Here is a 25954-nt window from a genome sequence, read left to right as displayed (position 1 = left end):
TCGTGAGTTATCCGGGCTCGACGGCTTGCCGCCTCAATACACCCCGAGTGCTGTTGTGTATGAGGCCGTGATATTAGTTGCTCAGAATTTTGACGTAAGCGCTGGCGCGTTGTTCCTGCATCCAGGTTGCCGCTTCTTCAGAGAACTTACGGTTCATCAGCATCCGGTACGCGCGGTCTTTCTGCGCGGCGTCGGTTCTGTCTACCTGACGGCTGTCCATCAGTTCAATCAGGTGCCAGCCGAAGGAGGAGTGCACCGGTGCGCTGGTCTGGCCTTTGTTCAGACGCATCAGCGCATCGCGGAACGCCGGATCGAAGATATCAGGCGTTGCCCAGCCTAAATCGCCGCCCTGGTTTGCGGAACCCGGATCTTCGGAGAACTCTTTTGCTGCTTTGGCGAAAGTGGTTTTTCCGCTCTTAATATCCGCGGCGATCTGCTCCAGCTTAGCCCGCGCCTGATCGTCATTCATGATCGGCGACGGCTTCAGCAGAATGTGACGCGCGTGAACTTCGGTGACGGAGATGTTCTTGCTGCCGCCGCGCATATCGTTCACTTTCAGGATATGGAAGCCGACGCCAGAGCGAATCGGGCCGACAATATCACCTTTCTTCGCGGTGCTCAGCGCCTGGGCGAAGATCCCCGGCAGTTCCTGAATACGACCCCAGCCCATCTGGCCGCCTTTCAGCGCCTGCTGGTCGGCAGAGTAGGTGATAGCCAGTTTGCCGAAGTCAGCGCCGCTGCGCGCCTGCTCAACGATCGCGTTAGCCTGTTCCTGCGCTTTCGCTACGTCGTCAGAGGTCGGGTTTTCTGTCAGCGGAATCAGGATGTGGCTGAGGTTCAGCTCGGTGCTGGCATCGTTCTGATCGCCAATCTGTTTCGCCAGCGATTCTACTTCCTGCGGCAGCACGGTGATGCGACGACGGACTTCGTTGTTACGCACTTCCGCAATCAGCATCTCTTTACGAATCTGATTACGGTAGGTGTTGTAGTTAAGACCGTCATAGGCCAGACGGCTGCGCATCTGATCCATGGTCATGTTGTTCTGTTTCGCGATGTTGGCAATCGCCTGATCGACCTGATCGTCAGTGATTTTCATGCCCATCTTCTGGCCCATCTGCAGAACGATCTGGTCCATGATCAGTCTTTCGAGGATCTGATGACGTAAGGTCGCGTCATCCGGCAGCTGTTGACCGGCCTGGCCAGCATTGAGCTTAACCGATTGCAATAAGCCATCGACGTCGCTTTCAAGAACAACGCCATTATTGACGACAGCCGCTACTTTATCGACAACCTGTGGGGCAGCGAAACTGGTATTCGCGATCATGGCGATACCGAGAAGCAGCGTTTTCCAGTTCTTCATACTTTTTCCATTTCAATTAACCGCAAATGCGGATTACGTTTTAAACCAGCCACATCACAGGGAGTTCTGGTACGGTAAAATGTTCGAACGCAGCATCTGCTGAGTGCCGAGACCGTAGTTGGAGCTCAGGCCACGTAGCTCAATGTTGATGCCAAAGGTATTATCGTATTTGCTCTCGCCGTTGCCGTTACTATCCCAGCCGTTGATCTTACGTTCATAGCCGAGGCGAATCGCGTAGCAGCAGGAGTTATACTGGACCCCTAACATCTGGTCGGCGCTCTTTCTGGTATTGGTATCAAAGTAGTATGCGCCCACCACCGACCAGCGATCGACAACCGGCCAGCTGGCGGTCATGCCCACCTGAGAAATACCATTTTTGTACTGCTCAGCGGTGGAGTACGACGGCAGCGTGGCCTGAATGTATTCCGGGCTGGCATAACGATAGTTAAGCTGTATTAAACGGTTTTCATCGCGACGGTATTCCACGGTGCCGTTACCGGTAGCGACGTTATCCAGACGCGTATCGTACTGAATTCCCCCGCGTAAACCCCAGTTATCAGCGATGCGCCAGTAAGTATCGCCGGCCCATACCAGTGAACCCGTTGTGTCGTTGTTCTCCCAGTTGATGTTGTCATCACCGGTCCGGGACTCGGTGAAATAATAGATTTGACCAACGGAAATATTAAAACGTTCAACGGCGGCGGAATCATATACGCGCGAAGTCACGCCGGTAGTGAGCTGGTTCGCGGAAGCAATACGGTCCAGGCCGCTGTAGGTACGGTCGCGGAACAGGCCGCTGTAGTCTGACTGCAGCAGCGTGGAGTCATAGGAACCGATTTGGCTCTGATCGCGATACGGGATATACAGATACTGCATGCGCGGCTCGAGGGTTTGGGTGAACCCCTCCTGCAGATCGCGCTCGAAGACCATTTTACCGTCGACTTTAAACTGCGGCATGACGCGGTTAACAGACTCTTTTAAGTCCGCATTATTGGTCGAATTGTAATTGTCGAGGTTGCTTTGCTGGTAGTGGGTCGCCAGCAGTTTGGCTTCGGTATTAATACTGCCCCAGCCGTTAGACAGCGGCAGGTTGATCGTCGGCTCGAAGTGAACACGCGTGGCTTCCGGCATGTTGCCGTTGGTGTTAACGAAGTGCACCGCCTGACCATAGAGATGGGTATCGAACGGACCGACATCGTTCTGGTAATAGTTCACGTCCAGCTGCGGTTGAGCGGCGTAGGAGTTGCTCGACTCACGGTTGAAGACCTGGAACTGTTTGGTTGACACGGTGGCGTCGAAGTTCTGGTTAACGTAGCCCGCGCTGAATTTCTGCGTGGCGTAGCCGTCGGTACTGGAGCCGTATTTCGAGCTGAAATCGTTAAAGTAGTCCGGATCGCTGACTTTGGTGTAGTCGGCGTTAAGACGCCATACCTGGTCAATGACACCCGAATGATTCCAGTAGAACAACCAGCGGCGGCTGTTGCTGTCGCTGGAGTGATCGTCCTGGTAGACTTTATCGGACGGCAGGTAGTCAAACTCGAACAGCCCCGCGCCCGCTTTGGTCAGATAGCGGAATTCGTTTTCCCACATCACGCCGCCACGCTTGCTCATGTAGTGCGGCGTCAGGGTGGCGTCGAAGTTCGGCGCGATATTCCAGTAGTACGGCAGCGAAAACTCTACGCCATTTTTGGTGCTGTATTTGGCGTTAGGAATCAGGAAGCCTGAACGACGTTTGTCGCCTACCGGCAGCTGCAGGTAAGGACTATAGAAAACAGGGACCGAACCGAGTTTGAAACGGGCGTTCCAGATTTCGGCGACCTGTTCTTCGCGGTCGTGGATCACTTCGCTACCGACGACGCTCCAGGTGTCAGAACCCGGCAGACAGGAGGTAAAGCTGCCGTTTTCCAGAATGGTATAGCGGTTTTCGCCGCGCTGTTTCATCAGGTCGGCGGTACCGCGGCCCTGGCGACCAACCATCTGGTAATCGCCCTGCCAGATATTGGTATCTTTGGTGTTCAGGTTTGACCAGCCTTTCGGGCCTTTCAGGATAACCTGATTATCGTCATAGTGAACGTTGCCGAGCGCATCAACCGTGCGAACGGGCTGCGGCTGGCCAGCAGCCTGCTGCTGATGAAGCTGGACCTCATCCGCCTGGAGACGGCTATTACCCTGGTTAATGTCAACATTACCGGTAAATACGGCGTTATCAGGATAATTGCCCTTCGCATGATCGGCGTTGATCGTCACCGGCAGCTCGTTAGTTTGACCTTCAACGAGGGGACGATTATAGCTTGGTACGCCAAGCATACATTGCGTGGCGAGATCGGCGGCGAGGCCTTGTTGGCTATACAAGGCGCTGGCGATCATGGTGGCCAGGAGGCTGGGAATACGTTTTTTCATACGTTGTATTTGTTGTTCCGTCATCTTGTGGCAGCGGCTTGCAAACGGTCAGAGCCTAACGTACTCATCTTCATCGCGCTAGTGTTAATCCTGCCGGTTTGGATCCCGAGCGTTAGGCACCGTGTAGAATGACGAGTATGATAAAGCAAAATATAGGCTATGTCCCACAATTGACCTAAGCGTCAGTGCTTTGTAACGTGCGGTCATATATAGCTTAACTGGCGGCGGAAAGATTGGGGAGTCTATGCAGTATTTGGGAAAAATAATTGGGGTTGCGGTCGCGCTGATGATGGGCGCAGGCTTTTGGGGACTGGTGCTGGGCCTGCTGGTCGGCCATATATTTGACCGGGCGCGAAGCCGCCGTATCAATGTGTTTGCCAATCAGCAGGAGCGGCAGGCGCTGTTTTTCTCCACCACCTTTGAGGTCATGGGCCATTTAACCAAATCCAAAGGTCGCGTCACCGAAGCCGATATTCATGTCGCCAGCATCCTGATGGATCGCATGAATTTGCATGGCGAGTCGCGTACGGCGGCACAGCAGGCTTTTCGCGTAGGGAAATCCGATGATTATCCGCTGCGTGAAAAAATGCGCCAGCTGCGCAGCGTCTGTTTCGGGCGCTTCGATTTGATTCGGATGTTTCTGGAAATTCAGCTGCAGACGGCCTTCGCCGATGGCGAATTACATCCTAATGAACGTGAAGTTCTGTTTGTGATTGCCGATGAGCTGGGGATTTCCCGCGCGCAGTTCGAGCAGTTCCTGCGAATGATGCAGGGCGGCGCTCAGTTTGGCGGCGGTTCTCAGCAGAGCTCTTACGGGCAGGGCGGCGGAAATGCCGGCTGGCAGCAGGCGCAGCGTGGACCAACGCTGGAGGATGCGTGCAACGTGCTGGGGGTGAAGCCTACCGATGATGCCGCGACCGTGAAACGCGCCTATCGCAAGCTGATGAGTGAGCACCATCCGGATAAGCTGGTGGCAAAAGGGTTACCGCCGGAAATGATGGAGATGGCGAAGCAGAAAGCACAGGATATTCAGAAGGCCTGGGAGCTGATCAAAGAGCAGCGCGGGTTCTGAGCCGCAGGCCTCTCCCTGGCGGGAGAGGCCTCATGATGCGCCTTGCGCGCGTCGGTACATCCGTCGCGGGTGACCAATCTTTCCGTACAACATTTCGACTTCCAGATAACCGATTTCCACACAGTGTTCCAGGTAACGGCGGGCGGTGGTTTTACTTAACCCGGCATCATTCACCACCTCATCCACGGAAAAACTGTGCTCCTCCCGGCCGTTGAACAGATTCTGCACCAGCGCCAGCGTCTTCTCCTCGATCCCTTTACTGCCGCTATCGGCGCGATAGTTCTTCGCCTGTAGCTGGTACAGCGAATCAACGTTTTGCTGATCGACGATTTTCCATTCTCGCTGCTGATCGTAAAACTGAACAAAACGCTCCAGCGACTGGCTCAGGCGCTTCCAGGAGACGGGCTTAAGAATGTAGTCGAAAGCGCCGTTGCGAATCGCCTGGATACAGGTTTCCATATCGCTGGCGGCGGTAATAAAAATCACCGAGCAGTTGGCCTCTGCCAGAATCGGGTCGGTCATCAATGTGACCCCTTTACCGTCAGGTAAATAGTTATCGAGCAGTATCAGTTGCGGCGGTTGGCTATTGAGCATCTGCCGCGCCTGGGAGAGGGAGGCGGCCATGCCCGTCAGCCGCATACGCGGATGCTTCTGAATCAGCTCGGCATGCAGCCTCGCCAGTTCGCTTTCATCTTCGATGATCAACACATCGACCAGATCATGATGCATAGTTCGCCTCGTGTCGGGAATGAACAGGGCCGTCGGCGGGGATAAACAGAGTAAAGATCGCGCCGCGCGGTGAGTTATCGGCGACTTCAATGGTGCCGCCCGCCTGTGTCACATAATGTTCAATAAGATACAGGCCGATACCATGATCGCCACGGGTTTTGGTGGTAATGCCGCGTTCAAAGATATGATCGCGGATAGCCGGGTCAATACCGATGCCGCGGTCGGCAACTTCAATCATCAGCTCGCGGGCATTCAGCTGAATCAGCACTTCCACCGGTTCGTGCGGCAGTTCGGCGCGCTGCGTGGCTTCAATCGCATTATCCAGCAGGTTGCCGATAATCGAAATCAGCTCCGATTCAATTAATGAAGGCAGCGGCCGGTCGAGCTGACAGGCGGGGTCAAAGCTGAGCGCCACCCCTTTTTCGCGGGCGCGGGCAGCCTTACCCAGCAGCAGGCCGCAGAGCGTTGGCGAGCTGAAGCGGGAAGAGATAAAGTCCAGCAGCTCCTGCGCATGTTCCGACTGAGCCTGAATATAGCGAATCGCTTCGTCATAGTGACCCATATGCAGCAGACCCGAGAGCGTGGTCATTCGGTTCAGCTGTTCATGGCGCATGATGCGCAGGTTATCAACATAGCGTTTAACCTGGCTTAGCTGGGCGCTGAGGGAGTTGATTTCGTCACGATCGCGGAAAGTAATTACCCAGCCCTGCAGCGACTCCTCCAGCATGATACGCACCCGGCTGGCGAGTACGGTTAGCTGGTTGAAGCGACACAGCTCATCGTGAGTGTCGTTTTCCAGCATTTCACCGCTGGCGAAAAAGGGTTGCGGGGCGATGACGCTGTCGATCGATTGGCCGCGTAGCAGCCGCGCGGGCTGGCTCAGTCCCAGCAGGCTGCGCGCTGCGTGGTTGATCACCTCGATACGTCGGTGGCGATCGATAACGATAACCCCTTCATAGATTGATTCCATCATCGCCTTTTGTTGACGCACCAGCAGGCCGATTTCTCGTGGTTCCAGCGAAAAAATCTGTTTTTTAATGCTGCGGGTAAAATACCAGGAAAAAATAAACAGCGCGATCAGCAGCAGTACGGCGGCGATGAAGATATTAATCACCTTTGTCAGCGTGATGCTATCGAGATAACTGGTCAGGTAGCCTACGGAGACGATGCCCACAACCCGGCCGGAGATGTCGAAGATCGGCGCTTTGCTGCGCAGCGATACCCCGAGCCCTCCTTTACGGATGGTGGTGATACTTTTCCCTTCCAGCACCGCCTGGTTATCCCCGCCCACCAGCCGGGTACCGACCCACTCCGGGTGGACGGAATGAAACAGATGTACGCCCTGCGCATTGCCAATGACAATAAAGCTCGCGTCGCTGCGGGCGGCGATTTTTTGCATAAATGACGTTAGCGACTGCGGATCTTCCTGGATAACCTGCCGGCGTAAATCGGGCATCAGCGCGATCTCTTCAGCCTGTATTTTGGCGCGGGTACTCATTTCCTGATAAAGCTGATGGCTGGCATCGATGTAGTAATAGACGCCCAGCAGGGCGAATAATACGGAGAAAAAGGCGACCAGCGAAATAAACAGCTTAAATTGAAAGGAAACCTTCATAAGTCGTGCGCAGCGTCTCTACGATACCGGCACGGTAATATTTCCTGGTGCCGGCATGGGTTAGGCGGCAACGGGGTGAGCGTTACCGCAGCGATGAGAAACCAGCATCATCTACCGGCGATGATTTATCAAGATGCCACTGCGGGCCGCCCATTCCGCCAGATCGCCCGTGGACGAGCGCGCCGGAGGTCACTCAATCCGCCGGAGCCCGCTGTGGTCGGTGATGACGAGGCATCGCCGATCCGCCCTTCGGTCGATTGCGCACTGGCTCGGCGATAAAAACCATAAAAACCACGCTAATAAATCAGAGAGATATCACGCCCCGGAATAGAAACCATAAAAACCATAATGACCATTAAAACTTCATTTCTAATTCGTCACGCCTCACATTAAGTCTGCATCAGGCCCCCTAATCTCAAAAATGAATAATAACGAAAGGGCCAAACCTATGAGCACCACTGACAATGCATTCTCTGCGACCCTCGATCCCATCGACACCCCGAAAGCCACCCTGAAACAACGCTGGTGGCACGTGATGGATAATATGAAAGTCGGGATTATCCCGCTGCCTTTGTTCCTGCTGGCCGGCGGCTTAATCGCCCTCGACTGTCTGGGCGGAAAGTTGCCGAGCGATATCGTGGTCATGGTCGCGACGCTGGCCTTTTTTGGTTTTGCCTGCGGTGAGTTTGGCAAGCGTCTGCCGATCCTCGGTAAACTGGGGGCGGCCGCGATCTGCGCCACCTTTATCCCTTCCGCGCTGGTGCACTACGGCCTGCTGCCGGAGGTGGTGGTGGAATCCACGACCAAATTCTATAAATCGACCAATATTCTTTATCTCTATATCTGCTGCATTATCGTCGGCAGCATTATGAGCATGAACCGCACGACTCTGATTCAGGGCTTTCTGCGCATCTTCTTCCCGATGTTGTGCGGTGAAATCGTTGGCATGCTGGTGGGCATCGGCGTCGGTACCGCCCTGGGGATGGAGCCGTTTCAGGTGTTCTTCTTTATCGTGCTGCCGATTATGGCCGGCGGCGTAGGAGAGGGGGCGATTCCACTGTCAATCGGCTATGCCGCCCTGATGCATATGGATCAGGGCGTGGCATTAGGCCGCGTGTTGCCGATGGTGATGCTGGGCAGCCTGACGGCGATAGTGATTGCCGGTTGCCTGAACCAACTGGGCAAGCGTTTCCCGCATCTGACCGGTGAAGGCCAGCTGATGCCGAACCGCAGCAACGAAACGCATCGTGCAGACGAAGTTGAGACTTCCACCGGCAAAACCGACGTAACGACGCTGGCATCCGGCGCTCTGCTGGCCGTGCTGCTGTATATGCTGGGGATGCTGGGACAGAAAATGACCGGTTTACCGGCGCCGGTAGGCATGCTGTTTCTGGCGGTACTGCTCAAGCTGGTTAACGGCGTCTCGCCGCGCCTGCAGGAAGGGTCGCAGATGGTCTACAAATTCTTCCGCACCGCGGTGACCTACCCGATTCTGTTTGCCGTAGGCGTCGCCATTACGCCGTGGCAGGAGCTGGTGAACGCTTTTACGATAACGAATCTGCTGGTGATCGTCAGCACCGTCTCGGCGTTGGTGGCGACCGGGTTCCTGGTCGGTAAAAAGATAGGGATGCACCCGATTGATGTGGCAATTGTCTCCTGCTGCCAGAGTGGTCAGGGAGGCACCGGCGATGTGGCGATTCTGACGTCCGGCAACCGCATGAGCCTGATGCCGTTCGCCCAAATCGCGACCCGCATTGGCGGCGCGATTAATGTTTCATTGGGTCTGCTGTTCCTCAGTCATTTCCTTGCATGATTTAGCTCTGTGCTAACAGGAAAATCTGCAATTTTCCTCCACAGGACGAAGAAAATTTCTTTGTCCTGTGTCCTAAATTCTGTTCGTTTAGCGATACAATCAGCAGCGTAATCCGCTATCGCGGCGGCGGCTTTGCCGTCGTCATTTTATCAAGTGAAGGAGAGGAATTAATGTCTGTGGATACTCCCGCCCGTGCGGGCGCCAGCGTAGAAACCGAGCTGGCGACGAAAGCGCAGCGCGCAGCCCGCCAGGCCGAGTGGCTTGGCCATTATCAACAACCGGTCATTGCGCTGACGCTGGTGACACCGGGCGCGGTAAAAGACAGCATCCGCTATCGCAATATGATGGGCGTGGCGCTGCAGGCCTGCGACCAGCTGCTGTGGAAACGCCGCTGGAAAACGCTGGACCGTCAGGTGCTGTGGTTGCCAACCGGGCCGGAGGCGCTGTGGTGCGTTGAGCATTCTGCCAGCGAAATCAATGCGCTATGCACGGAGCTGCTACAGACTCATCCGCTTGGCCGCTTATGGAATATCGAGGTGATTTGTCCGCAGCAAGGACGGCAGGCGCAGGATGACCGCACCCGTCGTTGCCTGCTGTGCGATGATGTCGCGCAGACCTGCGAGAGCCTGCATCGCCATGATGGCGAAGAGGTTGTCGCCCGCGTTGAGCAGATGATCGATGCGTGGTTTGCCCGCGATTAACGGATGATATCGTGAATATGTCGCCCGGATAGGCCGTTAAGGCATCATCCGGGGCCATATCCCGGTCGCACGTGGCTTCCGGGGCTTACGGGTTATGCTGTGCCGGGAATACCGGCATTCAGAAATCGACAGGCGCGCGAAAGGTCATCGCGTTGCCGAAGGCCGGATGGGTAATGGTCAGCGTTTCGGCGTGCAGCAGCAGCCGCGGCGCCATCGCCAGCGCCTCTGGCGTCGCATAAAAGCGATCGCCAAGAATCGGATGACCCAGCGCCAGCATATGCACGCGCAGCTGATGTGAACGTCCGGTAATCGGCTTCAGGCGCACGCGGGCGCTGTTATCATCCGCGTACTCCAGCACTTCATACTCAGTTTGCGCCGCTTTGCCCGTTTCGTAACACACCTTCTGCTTTGGCCGGTTCGGCCAGTCGCAGATCAGCGGTAAATCTACCAGCCCTTCCGCTTTTTCCGGATGTCCCCACACGCGGGCGACGTACTGCTTCTTCGGCTCACGCTCGCGAAACTGACGCTTCAGCTCGCGTTCCGCCGCTTTGGTCAGCGCCACCACAATCACGCCGCTGGTAGCCATGTCGAGGCGGTGCACCGACTCAGCCTGCGGGAAGTCGCGCTGTACGCGCGTCATCACGCTGTCTTTATGCTCCTCCAGTCTCCCCGGGACGGACAACAAGCCGCTCGGCTTGTTGACCACCATGATGTGCTCATCCTGATAGAGGATAACCAGCCAGGGATCCTGTGGCGGATTGTAGTTTTCCATCGCCATATTCGCGTTCCGTTACTGGTGGGTGACCACGATTAAGCGCAGCGCGTCGAGACGCCAGCCTGCCTGCGCCAGCGCGTCCATCACCTGCTGACGGTTGCTCTCGATAGCGGAAAGCTCGTCGTCACGGATGTTCGGGTTAACCGCTTTTAATGCTTCCAGACGAGAGAGTTCCGCCGACAGCTTGTCGTTAGCTTCATCACGGGCCGCGTCGATCAGCGCCTGAGCGGCTTTGGCAACCTGCGCCTCACCGAGCTGGAGGATCGCATGCACGTCCTGCTGCACCGCGTTGACCAGTTTGCTGCCGGTATGGCGGTTGACGGCGCTCAGCTGGCGGTTGAAGCTTTCAAACTCCACCTGACCGGCGAGGTTATTGCCGTTTTTATCCAGCAGCATGCGCACCGGCGTCGCCGGCAGGAAGCGGTTAAGCTGCAGCTGCTTCGGCGCCTGCGCTTCCACCACGTAAATCAGCTCCAGCAGCAGCGTACCGACTGGCAGCGCTTTGTTCTTCAGCAGGGAGAGGGTGCTGCTGCCGGTATCGCCGGAGAGGATAAGATCCAGACCGTTGATAATCAGCGGATGCTCCCAGGTGACGAACTGAGCGTCTTCGCGGGACAGCGCGACATCACGTTCAAAGGTGATGGTGCAGCCGTCTTCCGGCAGGCCCGGGAAGTCCGGAACCAGCATATGATCGGACGGCGTGAGCACGATCAGGTTTTCACCGCGATCGTCCTGATTGATGCCGACAATATCGAACAGGTTCATGGCAAAGGCGATCAGGTTGGTATCGTCATCCTGCTCTTCAATGCTTTCGGCCAGCTTCTGCGCCTGTTCGCCGCCGTTGGAGTGAATCTCCAGCAGGCGATCGCGACCCTGTTCCAGCTGCGCTTTCAGCGCATCGTGCTGCTGACGGCAGGCTTTGATCAGCTCATCGAAGCCTTCGGTGGTTTCCGGGGCGGCAAGATAATTAATCAGTTCGTTATGCACGCTGTCATACACGGTGCGTCCGGTCGGGCAGGTATGTTCAAACGCATCAAGCCCTTCGTGGTACCAGCGAACCAGCACGGACTGCGCGGTTCTTTCCAGATACGGAACGTGGATCTGGATATCGTGCGCCTGACCGATACGGTCGAGACGGCCAATACGCTGCTCCAGCAGATCCGGGTTGAACGGCAGATCGAACATTACCAGGTTGCTGGCAAACTGGAAGTTACGGCCTTCGGAGCCAATTTCAGAACACAGCAGCACCTGGGCGCCGGTGTCTTCTTCGGCGAACCATGCGGCGGCACGGTCGCGCTCAATGATGGACATACCTTCATGGAAGACCGCGGCGCGGATCCCTTCGCGCTCGCGCAGAACCTGCTCCAGCTGAAGGGCGGTGGCCGCTTTTGCACAGATCACCAGCACTTTCTGCGAACGGTGGCTGGTGAGATAGCCCATCAGCCACTCGACGCGCGGGTCGAAGTTCCACCATGTACCGGTATCGCCTTCAAATTCCTGATAAATCTGTTCCGGGTAGAGCATATCGCGCGCGCGCTCTTCTGCGGTTTTACGCGCACCCATAATGCCGGAGACTTTAATCGCCGTCTGATATTGGGTGGGCAGCGGCAGACGAATGGTGTGCAGCTCGCGTTTCGGGAAGCCTTTAACGCCGTTACGGGTATTACGGAACAGCACGCGGCTGGTGCCGTGGCGATCCATCAGCATTGAGACCAGCTCCTGGCGGGCGGCCTGGGCGTCGTCGCGATCGCTGTTAGCGGCCTGCAGCAGCGGTTCGATATCCTGTTCGCCGATCAGATCGCCGAGGGTGTTCAGCTCGGTATCGCTCAGCTTGTTGCCGGCCAGCAGCAGCGCGACAGCATCGGCCACCGGACGATAATTCTGTTGTTCTTCAACGAACTGCTCGAAGTCGTGGAAGCGGTTGGGATCCAGCAGGCGCAGACGGGCGAAGTGGCTTTCCATGCCCAGCTGTTCCGGCGTAGCGGTCAGCAGCAGCACGCCCGGCACACGTTCTGCCAGCTGCTCGATTGCCTGATATTCGCGGCTCGGCGCCTCTTCGCTCCACACCAGGTGGTGCGCTTCATCGACGATCATCAGATCCCATTCGGCGTCGCACAGATGTTCCAGACGCTGTTTGCTGCGGCGCACGAAATCCAGCGAGCAGATCACCAGCTGTTCGGTCTCGAACGGGTTGTAGGCATCGTGCTGGGCTTCGGCATAACGCTCATCGTCAAACAGCGAGAAGCGCAGGTTGAAGCGGCGCAGCATCTCGACCAGCCACTGATGCTGCAGGGTTTCCGGAACGATGATCAGCACGCGTTCGGCGGCGCCAGCAAGCAGCTGCTGATGCAGAATCATCCCGGCTTCGATGGTTTTACCCAGACCGACTTCATCGGCCAGCAGAACGCGCGGCGCGTGGCGGCGGCCGACGTCATGGGCGATATGCAGCTGGTGGGGAATCAGGCTGGTGCGCTGTCCGCGCAGGCCGCTCCACGGCATCCGGTACTGCTCGCTCTGGTATTTGCGGGCGCGGTAGCGCAGCGCAAAACGGTCCATTCTGTCGATCTGGCCGGCGAACAGGCGGTCCTGCGGTTTGCTGAACACCAGTTTGCTGTCGAGCAGCACTTCGCGCAGCGTGACGTTGGCTTCTTCGGTATCAAGACGGGTACCGGTGTAGGCCAGCAGGCCGTTTTCTTCATTAACTTCGTCAACCTGGAGCTGCCAGCCTTCGTGGCTGGTGATGGTATCACCCGGGTTAAACATCACGCGGGTGATCGGGGAATCATTGCGTGCGTACAGACGGTTTTCGCCGATGGCGGGGAAAAGCAGGGTCACCATGCGCGCATCCAGCGCAACTACCGTCCCTAATCCCAGTTCGCTCTCTGTGTCGCTAATCCAGCGTTGACCAAGTGTAAAAGGCATATATGTTCAGCTCTTGTGTTCTTAAATTGCAGGCAATAGTTAATCTTCTCCAGGCAAGCCAGAGAGAGATCAAGATTGGGTCCAGGAATGGAAAGGGCGCTATATTACTGGATGGCAGCTCGTTCGTCACGTCCTCCTCGTCCTTCAATTTGCAGATATGTTGGCTGGAAATTGCAATGGCGAGGAAATCAAAATAGCCCCAGTTGCCCTGTTACTATTGTAGCAAAATCATCGTCGACAAAGGGAAGTATTCCTTCCGCGACCGGCTGAAGTTGCTTTGACAAATAGTGCTCATAATCGAGCGGCGACAGTTGATAATCCACCGGTTCCGGGCCGCTGGTGGTCCAGACATACTGGATGCTGCCGCGCTGCTGGTACTGCTGCGGCCTGCCCAGCCTGACGTTTTGCTCATCGGCCAGCCGTGCGGCGCGCACGTGCGGCGGCACGTTGCGCTGGTATTCGGCCAGCGGGCGGCGCAGGCGCTTACGGTAGATCAAGCGATCGTCGAGCTCACCGCTCATCAGCTTAGCAATGGTTTCCAGAATATAGTCGCGATAGGGCTGGTGGCGGAAAATGCGCAGATACAGCTCCTGCTGGAACTGCTGGGCCAGCGGCGTCCAGTCGGTGCGCACCGTCTCCAGTCCTTTGAAGACCATCCGCTGCGCCTCTCCCTCCTGAATCATCCCGGCGTAGCGTTTTTTGCTGCCGGTGTCGGCTCCGCGAATGGTCGGCATTAAAAAGCGGCTGAAGTGGGTTTCAAACTCCAGCTCGAGGGTGCTGGTGAGCTGGTCTTTACTCAGCTCAGCGGCCCACCAGTCGTTGACGAAAGCGACCAGCGAGCGCCCGATTTGCGTCGCCTCTTCTTCGCAATGAGGTCGCTTAAGCCAGACGAAGGTAGAGTCGGTATCGCCGTAGATAACGTCATAGCCCTGCGACTCAATCAGCGCTTTGGTCTGGCGCATAATCGCATGCCCGCGCATGGTGATAGAAGAGGCCAGACGGGGATCGAAAAAACGACAGGCGCTGGTGCCGAGCACGCCATAGAAGGCGTTCATGATAATCTTCAGCGCCTGAGACAGGGGTTTGTTCTTGTGCCGTTTAGCATCATCGCGGCCGTGCCAGATTTGGCCGACAATCCCCGGCAAACAGTGGTTCTGACGCGAGAAACGGGCGCCGAGAAAACCCTCGGTGCTGTGCGCATTGTCCGGCTGCGCCATCCCTTCGATAAGCCCGACCGGGTCGATCAAAAAAGTGCGGATAATCGAAGGGTAAAGGCTTTTATAATCCAGAACCAGCACCGAATCATAGAGACCGGGGCGCGAGTCCATGACGTAACCGCCGGGACTGGCCTGCGGCGGCACTTCGCCCAGGTTAGGGGCGACGTAACCCAGCCGGTGCATGCGTGGAAAATAGAGATGGCTAAAGGCGGCGACGGAACCACCGTGGCGGTCGGCGGGCAGACCGTTGACCGTGGCTCGTTCGAGCAGAAACGGCATGATCTCCGTTTTATGGAAGATACGCGTGACCAGCTCGCAGTCCTGCAGATTATAGGTCGCCAGCGCCGGTTTATCTTCGTTGAAACGGCGGTCGATTTCGTCCATCCGATCCCAGGGATTATCAATCGCTTTCCCCTCGCCGAGCAGCTCACGCGCCACCGCTTCAAGGGAAAAAGAGGAGAAGTTCCAGAAGGCGGATTTCAGCGCCTCGATACCGTCAATAATCAGCCGGCCGTTGGCCTGGGCAAAGAAGACGCCCTGCTTAAACCCGTGCTCGCGCCACTCCAGTTCCGTATTCCCACGGCCGAGCATCAGCGGAATGCGATAGCGTTCGGCATGCTTTTGCAGGACCCGCAGGTCGAACTGGATAACGTTCCAGCCGATCAGGACATCCGGATCGTGCAAGGCAAACCAGGCATTGAGTTTTTCCAGTAGCTGCGGACGGCTGGAGACGTACTCCAGCTGGAAATCGACGGCGGGAGAGGTCGCCGGTTGCGGCCCAAGCATGTAGACCACCCGCTGCCCGCAGCCTTCCAGCCCGATGCAGTACAGCTCACCGTGGCGGCTGGTTTCAATATCCAGCGACACCCACTTCAGCGGCGGCCGGTAGTGCGGGTTGGGCTTCATGCGGGCGTTGATCAGCCGCCCGCCGCGCGCGTCACCTTCGACCCAAACCGGAGCGGTAATGAAGCGCTCCATCAGATAGCGCTCCGGTGGGCGGATATCGGCTTCGTAAACGGTGATGCCGTTTTCACGCAGCTTCTTTTCCAGGCGCATTAGCTGGCGATGAGCGCGACAATAGAGGCCAAAGACCGGCTGGCGATGAAAGTCTTTTAAGGTGAGCGGAGCGAGACGCAGGCCGTTTTCGCCCTGCAACAGACGTTCGACCTGGGCGCGCTGTGCTTCAGGAATGAAGGCGACCGACTCCTGCGGCGGCAGGGTGATCTCAAGCGGGCCGTCGTCGGTGGCAAGCCAGAAGGACAGCTCGGTGCCTTGCGGGGTATCCCGCCAGTGACGGGTCAGGAGGAAACCTTCTCGTGGCTGGGTCACGCCGTGCTCTCATCAAATAAAACCAGGCCTGATTATAGCCTGGTTCAATCAATGATGCTGGGGTTTTATACAGGTATGGGCTTGTCGTGCCGACGCCGCTATCCGGGCTGGCGGTTCGCTAACGGCTGTCGACGAATCGCCTGGCGACGGCGAAAGCCGCGGCGCTACTGCCCGTAGTAGGCTTTTGCCCCGTGTTTGCGCAGGTAGTGCTTGTCCAGCAGCGTTTGCTGCATCGCGGGCAGCTGCGGCGCTAGCTGGCGGCAGAAAATCCCCATATAGGCGATCTCTTCCAGCACGATTGCATTATGTAGCGCATCTTCGGCGTTTTTCCCCCAGGCGAACGGGCCGTGCGAATGCACCAGCACGCCGGGCATTTGCGCCGGATCGATACCGTGTTCGCGGAACGTTTCGACGATAACGCGCCCGGTTTCCCACTCATATTCGCCGTTGATTTCCTCATCGGTCATCAGGCGGGTGCAGGGCACCGGGCCATAGAAATAATCGGCATGGGTGGTACCGGTCGCCGGAATAGCTTGCCCGGCCTGCGCCCAGATGGTGGCGTGGCGCGAATGGGTATGGACAATCCCGCCCAATGACGGGAAGGCCTGGTAGAGCAGGCGATGGGTTGCTGTATCCGAAGAGGGTTTCTTTTTCCCTTCGACCACTTCGCCGCTTTCAAGACTCACCACCACCATATCGTCGGCGCCCATTGCGCTGTAGTCGACGCCCGACGGCTTAATCACCAGCACACCGCGTTCGCGATCGACGGCGCTGACGTTGCCCCAGGTGAGGGTGACGAGATTGTTTTTCGGCAGGGCCAGGTTAGCTTCTAGCACCTGCTGCTTTAATGCTTCGAGCATTGGGTTCTCCTTGCCGGCGGCGCTTCGTTGACCTGGCCTACAAAACCGCAGTGTGTAGGCCGGGCAAACCACGTGTCGCCGGGCAATTGGCTGCCGTGGTTAACGTTTTGAAGCGTAATAGACTTCGTTCCAGCGCAGCGCGTCTTTAAAGGACGGCAGACGGGTTTCGTTATCGATTACCGCCAGTTCGATATCCTGTAGCTCGGCAAATTGACGCATATCATCGAGCGTCAGCGCGTGGCTGAAGACGGTGTGGTGTGCGCCGCCGGCGATGATCCAGGCTTCAGACGCGGTGCACAGATCCGGCTGGGCTTTCCACAATGCATTGGCAACCGGCAGCTTCGGCAGATCGTGCGGCGTCGGGACTGTTTCCACGGTGTTAACCAGCAGGCGGAAACGATCGCCAAGATCGATCAGGCTGGCGACGAGGGCCGGACCGGTCTGCGTATTGAAGATCAGGCGGGCCGGATCGGCTTTACCGCCGATGCCCAACGGCTGAACGTCGAGGATCGGTTTGTCTGCCGTGGCGATGGTCGGGCAGACTTCCAGCATATGCGAGCCCAGAACCAGATCGTCTCCGTTATCGAAGTGGTAGGTGTAGTCCTCCATAAAGGAGGTGCCGCCCTGCAGACCGGTTGACATCACCTTCATGATGCGAAGCAGGGCGGCGGTTTTCCAGTCGCCTTCGCCGGCAAAGCCATAGCCCTGCTGCATCAGACGCTGTACGGCGAGGCCCGGGAGCTGCTTCAGGCCGTGCAAATCTTCAAAGGTAGTGGTGAAAGCATGGAAGCCGCCCTGCTCAAGGAAACGTTTCATCCCCAGCTCAATGCGCGCGGCGTCGAGCACATTCTGCCGCTTATCACCGTGGATCTGCGCCGCCGGGGTCAGGCGATAGCTGCTTTCATACTCATCAACCAGCGCGCTGATATCCCCCTCGCTGATGCTGTTGACCACCTGAACCAGATCGCCCACCGCCCAGGTATTGACCGAAAAGCCGAATTTGATCTGGGCGGCAACTTTATCGCCATCGGTGACCGCGACTTCACGCATGTTGTCGCCGAAACGGCAGACTTTCAGATGACGGGTATCCTGCTTAGAAACCGCCTGGCGCATCCAGGAGCCGATGCGCTGATGGGCGCTCTGATCCTGCCAGTGGCCGGTAACCACGCTGTGCTGCTGGCGCATGCGCGCGCCGATAAAGCCGAACTCGCGGCCGCCGTGCGCGGTCTGATTCAGGTTCATAAAGTCCATATCGATGCTGTCCCACGGCAGCGACGCGTTGTATTGCGTGTGGAACTGCAGCAGCGGCTTATTGAGGATAGTCAGGCCGTTAATCCACATTTTGGCCGGAGAGAAGGTATGCAGCCACACCATCATGCCGGCACATTTATCATCATAGTTAGCGTCGCGGCAGATATGGGTAATCTCATCCGGCGTGGTGCCCAGCGGCTTTAACACCAGCTTGCACGGCAGCTTTGCTTCCGCATTCAGGCTGTTCACCACATGTTCGGCATGCTTCGTGACCTGACGCAGCGCTTCCGGGCCATACAGATGCTGGCTGCCAATCACGAACCATACTTCGTAGTTATCAAAAATCGTCATTTTCGTGTCCTTAATGGGTGAGAGCTGCCTGAGAAAGCGGGGCTTTTTCCGCCTTCGCAGCCGAAGGGAGATACTGTTGTTCTGCGCTGACCGACCACTGCTGGTAGCGCTGATAAAGTTGTTCAAAGCGTTGAGCCTGGGCAGGACGCGGCTGCAGGGTGCTTTCGACCTCACTTGCCATGCTGCGCTGGGCGGTGGGGATATCCTGATGCACGCCTGCGGCGACGGCGGCGAAGATCGCCGCGCCGAGCGCGCAGCACTGATCGGATGCGACGATTTGCAGCGGCCGGTTCAGCACGTTACAGCAGGCCTGCATAATGACCGGGTTTTTACGGGCAATACCGCCCAGGGCCATCACGTTGTTGACCGGGATTCCCTGGTCGGTGAAGCACTCCATAATGGCGCGCGCGCCGAAGGCGGTGGCCGCCACCAGGCCGCCAAAGAGCGCCGGCGCATCGGTGGCGAGATTCAGATCGGTAATGACCCCCTTCAGTCGCTGGTTGGCATTGGGGGTGCGACGGCCGTTAAACCAGTCCAGAACCACCGGCAGATGTTCCAGCGACGGATTTTTGGCCCAGGCTTCGGTCAGCGATGGCAGCAGCTGTTTTTGCTGGGCAGCAATCTGCGTTTTCAGCTCCGGATGCTGCTGCGCCAGCTGTTCCAGCGGCCAGCCGAGAATACGGCCAAACCAGGCGTAAATATCGCCGAAGGCAGATTGTCCGGCCTCCATACCAATAAAGTCAGGGACCACGCTGCCATCGACCTGGCCGCAGATCCCCTTGACCGTGCGATTGCCCACGCTCTGTTTATCGGCGATCAGAATGTCGCAGGTGGAGGTGCCAATGACTTTGACCAGGGCGTTAGGCTGCGCGCCGGCGCCGACTGCGCCCATATGGCAGTCGAAGGCGCCGCCGGACAGAATGACGGTTTCCGGCAGGCCCAGGCGCTGCGCCCATTCGGCACAGAGCGTGCCGACAGGGACATCGGCGGTCCAGGTGTCGCTAAACAGCGGCCAGCTCAGGTGCCGGTTGATAATCGGATCGAGCTCATCGAAGAAGCTGGCCGGCGGCAGTCCGCCCCAGCTTTCGTGCCACAATGATTTATGCCCGGCGCTGCAGCGTCCGCGACGAATATCCTGCGGGCGGGTGGTGCCGGAAAGCAGGGCGGGCACCCAGTCGCACAGCTCAATCCACGAAGCGGCTGCCTCGGCGACGGCGCGGTCCTGACGGGTGACGTGGAGTATTTTGGCCCAGAACCACTCGCTGGAGTAGATGCCGCCAATGTAGCGGGAGTAGTCCTCTTTGCCCGGCTGATGGCACAGGCGAGTAATGGCTTCCGCCTCTTCGACCGCCGTGTGGTCCTTCCACAGCACGAACATGGCATTGGGGTTATCGGCAAACTCTTCGCGCAGCGCCAGCACGTTGCCGTCGGCATCGATCGGCGCCGGCGTTGAGCCGGTGCTATCGACGCCGATGCCCACCACCCCGGCGCGCTGTTCGGGGCTTAACAATGTCAACACACTTTTCAGCGCGGCTTCCATCGATTCAATGTAGTCGCGCGGATGGTGGCGAAACCGGTTATTCGGGCCATCGCAAAACAGCCCCTCCTGCCAGCGCGGATACCACTCTACGCTGGTGGCCAGCTCCTCGCCGGTGGCGCATTCCACTGCCAGTGCGCGTACGGAATCACTACCAAAATCGAGGCCAATCGCAATTGCCATGCTGTTACTCCATGCAGAAAACCATTCATGGTGAAACAGTAGATATTCACGCCAAAAACCGTCAGGCCGTATTCGCTAATCTTATGGACTATGTTGCTATTGCATCGCAAAGTGTGACGCCGTGCAAATATTCAATGTGGACATTTCTGCCGTATTTATAGACACTTCTGTTATGCGGAAAAAGTGCTTTAATTGTGCGCTGTCATCGATTTTTGCTGTGACGAGGCGGGTTTTGATCGAAATTTCAACCGGCGTCCCAGTACGGCGAGCTGCGTTAGCAGTACAATGTTGAATATGGACAATTGGTTTCCATAATATATCCAGGAGAGCTGAGCCTATGGCTGAAACACAAAACGATCCGCTGCTGCCGGGCTACTCGTTTAATGCCCATCTGGTGACGGGGCTGACGCCGATTGATGCCGATGGCTATCTGGATTTCTTTATTGATCGTCCGCTCGGTATGAAGGGATATATTCTGAACCTGACGGTGCGCGGTGAAGGGGTGATTAACAATCACGATGAGCAGTTTATCTGCCGGCCGGGAGATATTTTGCTTTTTCCGCCGGGAGAAATTCATCACTATGGCCGCCATCCCGATGCCCGTGAATGGTATCACCAGTGGGTCTACTTCCGGCCGCGTGCCTACTGGCATGAATGGCTGAACTGGCCGACGATCTTCGCCCAGACCGGCTTTTTCCGTCCTGATGAGCAGTGGCAGGCGCGTTTTTGCGAGCTGTTTGGGCAGATCGTTGAGGCTGGTCAGGGGGCCGGACGCTATTCGGAGCTGCTGGCGATCAATTTGCTCGAGCAGCTGCTGTTACGGCGCATGGAGGCGATTAATGAGTCTCTGCATCCGCCGCTGGACAATCGCGTGCGCGATGCCTGCCAGTACATCAGCGATCACCTCGCGGATAGCCATTTCGATATCGCCAGCGTCGCCCAGCATGTCTGTCTGTCTCCTTCGCGCCTGTCCCATCTGTTCCGCCAGCAGCTGGGTATCAGCGTGCTGGGGTGGCGGGAAGACCAGCGCATCAGCCAGGCGAAGCTGCTGCTCAGTACCACGCGTATGCCCATCGCCACGGTAGGGCGCAACGTCGGGTTCGAAGACCAGCTCTACTTTTCGCGGGTATTTAAGAAATGCACCGGCGCCAGCCCCAGTGAATTCCGTGCGGGGTGTGAATAAAACGTAAAGAAAATGAAATGTTGCGCCGGATAATTGTCACAACCAGTAAACTAAACCCTAAATAATTCGAGTTGCAGGAAGGCGGCAACGCAGGGAATCCCCAGGAGCTTACTCAAGTAAGTGACTGGGGTGAGCGAGGAAAGCCAACGCTCATGCAACTTGAGGTATGACGGGTTTATTCTGACAATTGATGACTTGACGAAGGCGCGACGGCTCCGGAGAATCCGTGCTTCGTTTTGATACCGGGCACATTATGCAAGCATTGCTGGAACATTTTATCACCCAGTCTACGGTCTATTCCCTGATAGCCGTGATGCTGGTCGCCTTCCTTGAATCACTGGCGCTGGTGGGGCTGATATTACCGGGAACGGTGATGATGGCCGGGCTGGGGGCGCTGATTGGCAGCGGAGACGTGAATTTCTGGCAGGCGTGGCTGGCGGGGATTATCGGGTGTTTACTCGGCGACTGGATCTCTTTCTGGCTCGGCTGGCGGTTTAAAAAACCGCTCCATCGCTGGTCTTTTATGAAGAAAAACAAGGCGCTGTTGGATAAAACCGAGCATGCGCTGCATCAGCACAGCATGATCACGATTCTTATCGGCCGCTTTGTTGGTCCGACGCGGCCGCTGGTGCCGATGGTCGCCGGCATGCTCGATCTCCCGGTGGCGAAGTTTATTCTGCCCAATATTATTGGTTGCCTGCTGTGGCCGCCGCTGTACTTCTTGCCAGGTATTCTGGCCGGCGCGGCGATTGATATCCCCACCAATGAGCACAGCGCCAGCTTCAAGTGGCTGCTGCTGGCTGCCGCGCTGCTGGTTTGGCTGGCGGGCTGGCTGTGCTGGCGCTTGTGGCGCAGCGCAAAAATGCGCGATCGCCTGACGCGACTCTTACCCCGCGCGCGTCTGCTGTGGCTGACGCCGGTGACGGTGGTGCTGGCCGGCGCAGCGCTAACCCTGGTGATTCGCCATCCTCTGATGCCCGTCTATCTCGATATTCTGCACAAGGTTATCGCGCGCTAATGCCTAACAGGTGAGAGGCGCTGCTGTTGCCGCTGAGCAACGTTTCGGTCGCGCCGTCCCAGGCGATCCGCCCGTCGGCCACCACCAGCGAGCGCGGCGCGATACGGGCGGCATCTTCCACGCTATGAGACACCATCAGCAGCGTCAGATGTTGACGCTGGCAGACATCGTTCACCAGCGTCAGCATCTCCTGGCGCAGTGCGGGGTCGAGTGCGGAAAAAGGTTCGTCCAGCAGCAGGACCGGCTGTTCCCGGACCAGACAGCGCGCCAGCGCCACGCGTTGGCGCTGGCCGCCTGAGAGCTCGCCCGGCAATCTGTCCAGCAGTGAATCGATGCTCATTTGCCCGGCTATCGTCTGCAGGCTGGCGGTCTGCGTCGGGTTAAGCTTCAGCCCCGGATGCATCCCGAGCGCGATATTCTGGCGGACGGTAAGATGATGAAAGAGATTGTTTTCCTGAAACAGCATTGATACCGGGCGCCGGGCCGGCGGCGTCGTGGTATGCGGCTGGCCGTTAATCAAAATCGTGCCGCTCACCGGCGGCAGAAAGCCGGCGATCAGATTGAGCAGCGTACTTTTGCCCGCGCCGCTCGGGCCGAGCACGGCGAGGCGTTCACCCTGCTCGACGGAGAGCGTGAAGCGCATCGGCAGATGCTGGTAAAGCCAGGTCACATCATTCAGTTTTAACATCACGTCCCGGAAGTTTCTCAATCACGGTAAAGAGTAAAAAGCACAGCAGCAGTAGCAGCAGGGCAGTGACGGCACCGTCCTGGCTACGATAAGAGCCTATTTGCTGGTACAGATAGAACGGCAGCGTACGGAATTGTTCATTACCGAACAGCGCGACGGCGCCGAAATCGCCGATGGACAGGACGCAGGCAAACGCCAGCGCCTGGGCCAGCGGACGCTTTAATGCGCGCAGCTCCACGACCCTCAGGCGGGTAAAACCGCTCATGCCCAAAGAGTGGCAGAGCATACCGTAGCGTACGGCAATATCGCGCATCGGGTTTTCCAGCACCTTCAGGGCATAGGGGATAGCCATCAGCGCGTTGGTGAAGATCACAATACCGTCGGCGGAAGCCGGCAGTCCAATACTGTTATTGAGCAGTAAAAAGAAGCCGGTCGCCAGCACGATTCCCGGCATCGCCAGAATCAGCATACCGCTGAGTTCCAGCGTCTGGCCCGCCAGCAGTCGGTTGCGAAGGCGCAGTTCACGGCTGCTCCACAGCAGCATCATCGTTAACATCACGCTGAGCAGACCGGCGGAAAGCGCGATGCGTAACGAAGTGCAGAATGCCTGCCACAGCGCGGGCTGCGCCAGGACGCTGAGCAGATTGTTATTCAGACCGTCGACCACCACCGCCAGCAGCGGAGGCAGCAGTAACAGTAGCGTGAAAACGATCAGCGCGGTATCGCTCAGGCGGCTGTGCAGGCGATCGTCCGGATCGCGCCAGCCGTGAACTTGCGTGGTGCCGATAGCAACGGCCTTGCTCAGACGCTGGGCGAGGAGCACCAGCCCGAGGCAGCAGACCATCTGGATCAGCGCCAGCATCGCCGCACGGGCCGGGTCATAATCAAAATTCAGCGCCTGGTAGATCGCCAGCTCAATCGTTGTGGCCCGTGGGCCGCCGCCCAGCGACAGCACGGTGGCAAAGCTGGCGAAGCAGAGCATAAAGATCAGTGCCGCAACCGGGGGAATTTGCCGCCGTAGCCAGGGCCACTCCACCAGACGGAAAAAAGGGTAGCCGCGCATGCCCAGCTGGGCAGCGATCTGCCGCTGCTCTCCGGGGATATTCTCCAGCGCCTGCAGCAGCAGCCGGGTTGCCATCGGCATATTGAAAAAAACGTGCGCCAGCAGAATGCCTTGCAGTCCATACGGCGAGAAATCCCACTGCCAGCCGATGGCGTTAAACAGTGTCGCCAGCCAGCCCTGACGGCCATAGACGCTGAGAATGCCAAAGACGGCCACTAATACCGGCAGAATCAGCGTCATGGCGCACAGGCGCAGCAGCAGCGTACGCCCCGGGAAGCGGCGACGATACAGCGCGCGGGCGAGAAAAATCGCCGGTACAACGGAGAAGAGCGCGGAGAGAAACGCTTGCCAGAAAGAGAAACGGATAACGTGCCACAGATAGCTGTCGCTGAAAACCGAGCGCCACGCCGCCTCCGGCGCACTGCTCCAGAGCGCCAGGAATGCGGCCAGTGCGACGGCGACCAGCAGCGCGGCGGCCGTCAGACCCGGCGCCAGCCAGCCGATGTTTAGCGGCTGACGGCGCGTTGCCATGCATTAATCCAGTTTTGACGTTCTGCGGCGACCTGCTGCGGAGTATATTCCAGCGTGGTTTGAGGTTTCGGCAACGTCTCAAAGCCCGCGGGAAGCGCAACCTGGGTGACCGGATACATCCAGTTGCCGGTCGGGATGGCATTCTGGAAGGCGGGAGACACCATAAACTTGAGGAATTTCTCCGCCAGCTCCGGTTGTTTGCTGGCGGCGGTACGCGCGGCGACTTCAACCTGCAAATAGTGGCCTTCGGCGAAACTGGCGGCCGCGTACTGGTCTTTTTTCTCTTCAATGATGTGGTAGGCCGGCGATGTGGTGTAGCTGAGAACCAGATCGCTTTCCCCTTTCAGGAACAGACCGTAAGCCTCGCTCCAGCCTTTGGTGACGGTGACGGTTTTCGCCGCCAGTTTTTGCCAGGCTTCCGGCGACTTCTCGCCATACACTTTTTGCATCCACAGCAGCAGCCCCAGGCCCGGGGTACTGGTGCGGGGATCTTCGTAGATCACGCGCCATTTTTGATCGCTTTCCACCAGTTCTTTCAGGCTTTTCGGCGGGTTTTTCAGCTTGTTTTTGTCGTAGACAAAGGCGAAATAGCCGTAATCAAACGGCACAAACGTGTCGTTATCCCAGCCGCCCGGTACCGTGACTGCGCTGGCCGGTACCTGGCTTTTGGCGAACAATTTGCTCTGCGTAGCCGCTTCCAGCAGGTTGTTGTCCAGCCCGAGCACCACATCGGCTTTGCTATTCTTGCCTTCCATCCGCAGACGATTAAGCAGCGAAACGCCATCTTCCAGCGCCACGAACTTCAGTTCACAGTTGCAGTCGGCTTCAAAGGCTTTTTTCACGACCGGTCCAGGACCCCAGTCTGCCGAAAAGGAGTCATAGGTGTAGACGGTGAGTACAGGTTTAGCAAACGCGGGAACGGCGACCAGCGCCAGCAGCGGGAGTAATTTTTTCAACACTTTGCACCTCATAAACAAGGGGGGGCAAAGGATTTTGAGTAGGCCTCAAATCCCTTCGCCGGCGTTATCCGGATCAGGTTCGACGGGTATTTTCTCAGCCAATACACTTCATCCTTCGCGCTGCCTCTGCGTTAGCATCGCGTGTTCACCCCGGTCACATAGTTATCTATGCTCCCGGGGATTCACCCGCTTGCCGCCTTGATGCAACCCGAATGATTTTGTGTATACACGCTTCATCCTTCGCGCTGCCTCTGCGTTAGCATCGCGTGTTCACCCCGGTCACATAGTTATCTATGCTCCTGGGGATTCACCCGCTTGCCGCCTTGATGCAACCCGAATGATTTTGTGTATACACGCTTCATCCTTCGCGCTGCCTCTGCGTTAGCATCGCGTGTTC

18 protein-coding genes are annotated in these 25954 nt (G+C 57.5%); 5 read left to right on the top strand and 13 right to left on the bottom strand.

The window, feature by feature from the left end:
• Positions 1–73 precede the first annotated feature (73 nt).
• Together surA and lptD are read right to left on the bottom strand one after the other, a co-directional pair.
• Positions 74–1360 (bottom strand): peptidylprolyl isomerase SurA, encoded by a 1287-nt coding sequence (gene surA, locus DSD31_RS21625; RefSeq protein WP_004857788.1) that lies wholly within the window; start codon positions 1358–1360, stop codon positions 74–76.
• Between the two features lie 54 nt (positions 1361–1414).
• On the bottom strand, positions 1415–3760 hold the full coding sequence (lptD, locus tag DSD31_RS21620) for an LPS assembly protein LptD (protein ID WP_015585172.1): 2346 nt from the start codon (positions 3758–3760) through the stop codon (positions 1415–1417).
• A 244-nt stretch (positions 3761–4004) separates the two neighbouring features.
• On the opposite strand from lptD, the gene djlA reads away from it, so the two are divergent.
• Positions 4005–4832, top strand: coding sequence for a co-chaperone DjlA (djlA, locus tag DSD31_RS21615; protein WP_004857791.1), 828 nt, complete (start codon positions 4005–4007; stop codon positions 4830–4832).
• A gap of 30 nt (positions 4833–4862) precedes the next feature.
• Here djlA and DSD31_RS21610 read toward each other — a convergent pair whose 3' ends face one another.
• Both DSD31_RS21610 and DSD31_RS21605 read right to left on the bottom strand, forming a co-directional pair.
• Positions 4863–5561: a response regulator gene (locus DSD31_RS21610; RefSeq protein ID WP_113991301.1), complete on the bottom strand. Its 699-nt coding sequence runs from the start codon at positions 5559–5561 to the stop codon at positions 4863–4865.
• The gene (locus tag DSD31_RS21605; RefSeq protein WP_064357528.1) at positions 5551–7176 is read right to left on the bottom strand and encodes an ATP-binding protein; all 1626 of its coding nucleotides are present in this window, start codon (positions 7174–7176) and stop codon (positions 5551–5553) included. Before DSD31_RS21605 ends, DSD31_RS21610 begins: the two co-directional genes overlap by 11 nt.
• Before the next feature lie 448 nt (positions 7177–7624).
• On the opposite strand from DSD31_RS21605, the gene DSD31_RS21600 reads away from it, so the two are divergent.
• Together DSD31_RS21600 and citX are read left to right on the top strand one after the other, a co-directional pair.
• The gene (locus DSD31_RS21600) at positions 7625–8989 is read left to right on the top strand and encodes a 2-hydroxycarboxylate transporter family protein (RefSeq protein ID WP_004857797.1); all 1365 of its coding nucleotides are present in this window, start codon (positions 7625–7627) and stop codon (positions 8987–8989) included.
• A 170-nt stretch (positions 8990–9159) separates the two neighbouring features.
• A complete protein-coding gene (gene citX / locus DSD31_RS21590) occupies positions 9160–9690 on the top strand; it encodes a citrate lyase holo-[acyl-carrier protein] synthase (RefSeq protein ID WP_004857799.1) in 531 nt (176 codons plus the stop codon).
• Between the two features lie 118 nt (positions 9691–9808).
• Here citX and rluA read toward each other — a convergent pair whose 3' ends face one another.
• The 6 genes from rluA to araB all read right to left on the bottom strand — a co-directional run bounded on the left by rluA (position 9809) and on the right by araB (position 20115).
• Positions 9809–10468, bottom strand: a complete 660-nt coding sequence (rluA, locus tag DSD31_RS21585; protein ID WP_004857802.1) for a bifunctional tRNA pseudouridine(32) synthase/23S rRNA pseudouridine(746) synthase RluA — start codon at positions 10466–10468, stop codon at positions 9809–9811.
• Positions 10469–10480: 12 nt separating this feature from the next.
• Entirely contained in the window at positions 10481–13387 is a 2907-nt protein-coding gene (gene rapA, locus DSD31_RS21580; RefSeq protein ID WP_065905812.1) for an RNA polymerase-associated protein RapA, read from the bottom strand.
• Between the two features lie 188 nt (positions 13388–13575).
• Positions 13576–15933, bottom strand: a complete 2358-nt coding sequence (gene polB, locus DSD31_RS21575; protein ID WP_032716559.1) for a DNA polymerase II — start codon at positions 15931–15933, stop codon at positions 13576–13578.
• Positions 15934–16097: 164 nt separating this feature from the next.
• Positions 16098–16793 (bottom strand): L-ribulose-5-phosphate 4-epimerase, encoded by a 696-nt coding sequence (gene araD / locus DSD31_RS21570; protein WP_113991300.1) that lies wholly within the window; start codon positions 16791–16793, stop codon positions 16098–16100.
• A gap of 99 nt (positions 16794–16892) precedes the next feature.
• A complete protein-coding gene (araA, locus tag DSD31_RS21565) occupies positions 16893–18395 on the bottom strand; it encodes an L-arabinose isomerase (RefSeq protein WP_004857809.1) in 1503 nt (500 codons plus the stop codon).
• 10 nt (positions 18396–18405) lie between these two features.
• A complete protein-coding gene (gene araB, locus DSD31_RS21560) occupies positions 18406–20115 on the bottom strand; it encodes a ribulokinase (protein WP_113991299.1) in 1710 nt (569 codons plus the stop codon).
• Between the two features lie 337 nt (positions 20116–20452).
• Between araB and araC the strand changes: the two genes are divergently transcribed.
• A complete protein-coding gene (gene araC / locus DSD31_RS21555; RefSeq protein WP_004857813.1) occupies positions 20453–21298 on the top strand; it encodes an arabinose operon transcriptional regulator AraC in 846 nt (281 codons plus the stop codon).
• Between the two features lie 253 nt (positions 21299–21551).
• Positions 21552–22316, top strand: a complete 765-nt coding sequence (locus tag DSD31_RS21550; protein ID WP_015585169.1) for a DedA family protein — start codon at positions 21552–21554, stop codon at positions 22314–22316.
• Here DSD31_RS21550 and thiQ read toward each other — a convergent pair.
• Genes thiQ through thiB form a run of 3 tightly spaced genes read right to left on the bottom strand, consistent with a single transcriptional unit; the run spans position 22303 to position 25557 of the window.
• Positions 22303–23004, bottom strand: coding sequence for a thiamine ABC transporter ATP-binding protein ThiQ (gene thiQ / locus DSD31_RS21545; RefSeq protein WP_004857817.1), 702 nt, complete (start codon positions 23002–23004; stop codon positions 22303–22305). The genes DSD31_RS21550 and thiQ overlap by 14 nt on opposite strands.
• Positions 22988–24598, bottom strand: coding sequence for a thiamine/thiamine pyrophosphate ABC transporter permease ThiP (gene thiP / locus DSD31_RS21540; RefSeq protein WP_004857818.1), 1611 nt, complete (start codon positions 24596–24598; stop codon positions 22988–22990). The genes thiQ and thiP overlap by 17 nt, the downstream gene beginning before the upstream one ends.
• A complete protein-coding gene (thiB, locus tag DSD31_RS21535; protein WP_015585168.1) occupies positions 24574–25557 on the bottom strand; it encodes a thiamine ABC transporter substrate binding subunit in 984 nt (327 codons plus the stop codon). Before thiB ends, thiP begins: the two co-directional genes overlap by 25 nt.
• Between the last annotated feature and the right edge of the window lie 397 nt (positions 25558–25954).

It is taken from the genome of Klebsiella sp. X13, assembly GCF_003323835.1.
Classification (GTDB): Bacteria; Pseudomonadota; Gammaproteobacteria; order Enterobacterales; family Enterobacteriaceae; genus Klebsiella; species Klebsiella ornithinolytica.
This window is presented reverse-complemented; position numbering and strand designations above follow the sequence as displayed.

What these genes read in the sequence shown, in the direction of transcription:
- rluA (WP_004857802.1), bottom strand. Translation starts at nt 10,468, where the DNA reads ATGGCGATGGAAAACTACAATCCGCCACAGGATCCCTGGCTGGTTATC.
- thiQ (WP_004857817.1), bottom strand. Translation starts at nt 23,004, where the DNA reads ATGTTAAAACTGAATGATGTGACCTGGCTTTACCAGCATCTGCCGATG.
- DSD31_RS21605 (WP_064357528.1), bottom strand. Translation starts at nt 7,176, where the DNA reads ATGAAGGTTTCCTTTCAATTTAAGCTGTTTATTTCGCTGGTCGCCTTT.
- DSD31_RS21610 (WP_113991301.1), bottom strand. Translation starts at nt 5,561, where the DNA reads ATGCATCATGATCTGGTCGATGTGTTGATCATCGAAGATGAAAGCGAA.
- DSD31_RS21550 (WP_015585169.1), top strand. Translation starts at nt 21,552, where the DNA reads ATGCAAGCATTGCTGGAACATTTTATCACCCAGTCTACGGTCTATTCC.
- DSD31_RS21600 (WP_004857797.1), top strand. Translation starts at nt 7,625, where the DNA reads ATGAGCACCACTGACAATGCATTCTCTGCGACCCTCGATCCCATCGAC.
- araD (WP_113991300.1), bottom strand. Translation starts at nt 16,793, where the DNA reads ATGCTCGAAGCATTAAAGCAGCAGGTGCTAGAAGCTAACCTGGCCCTG.
- thiP (WP_004857818.1), bottom strand. Translation starts at nt 24,598, where the DNA reads ATGGCAACGCGCCGTCAGCCGCTAAACATCGGCTGGCTGGCGCCGGGT.
- djlA (WP_004857791.1), top strand. Translation starts at nt 4,005, where the DNA reads ATGCAGTATTTGGGAAAAATAATTGGGGTTGCGGTCGCGCTGATGATG.
- rapA (WP_065905812.1), bottom strand. Translation starts at nt 13,387, where the DNA reads ATGCCTTTTACACTTGGTCAACGCTGGATTAGCGACACAGAGAGCGAA.
- surA (WP_004857788.1), bottom strand. Translation starts at nt 1,360, where the DNA reads ATGAAGAACTGGAAAACGCTGCTTCTCGGTATCGCCATGATCGCGAAT.
- araA (WP_004857809.1), bottom strand. Translation starts at nt 18,395, where the DNA reads ATGACGATTTTTGATAACTACGAAGTATGGTTCGTGATTGGCAGCCAG.
- citX (WP_004857799.1), top strand. Translation starts at nt 9,160, where the DNA reads ATGTCTGTGGATACTCCCGCCCGTGCGGGCGCCAGCGTAGAAACCGAG.
- araB (WP_113991299.1), bottom strand. Translation starts at nt 20,115, where the DNA reads ATGGCAATTGCGATTGGCCTCGATTTTGGTAGTGATTCCGTACGCGCA.
- lptD (WP_015585172.1), bottom strand. Translation starts at nt 3,760, where the DNA reads ATGAAAAAACGTATTCCCAGCCTCCTGGCCACCATGATCGCCAGCGCC.
- araC (WP_004857813.1), top strand. Translation starts at nt 20,453, where the DNA reads ATGGCTGAAACACAAAACGATCCGCTGCTGCCGGGCTACTCGTTTAAT.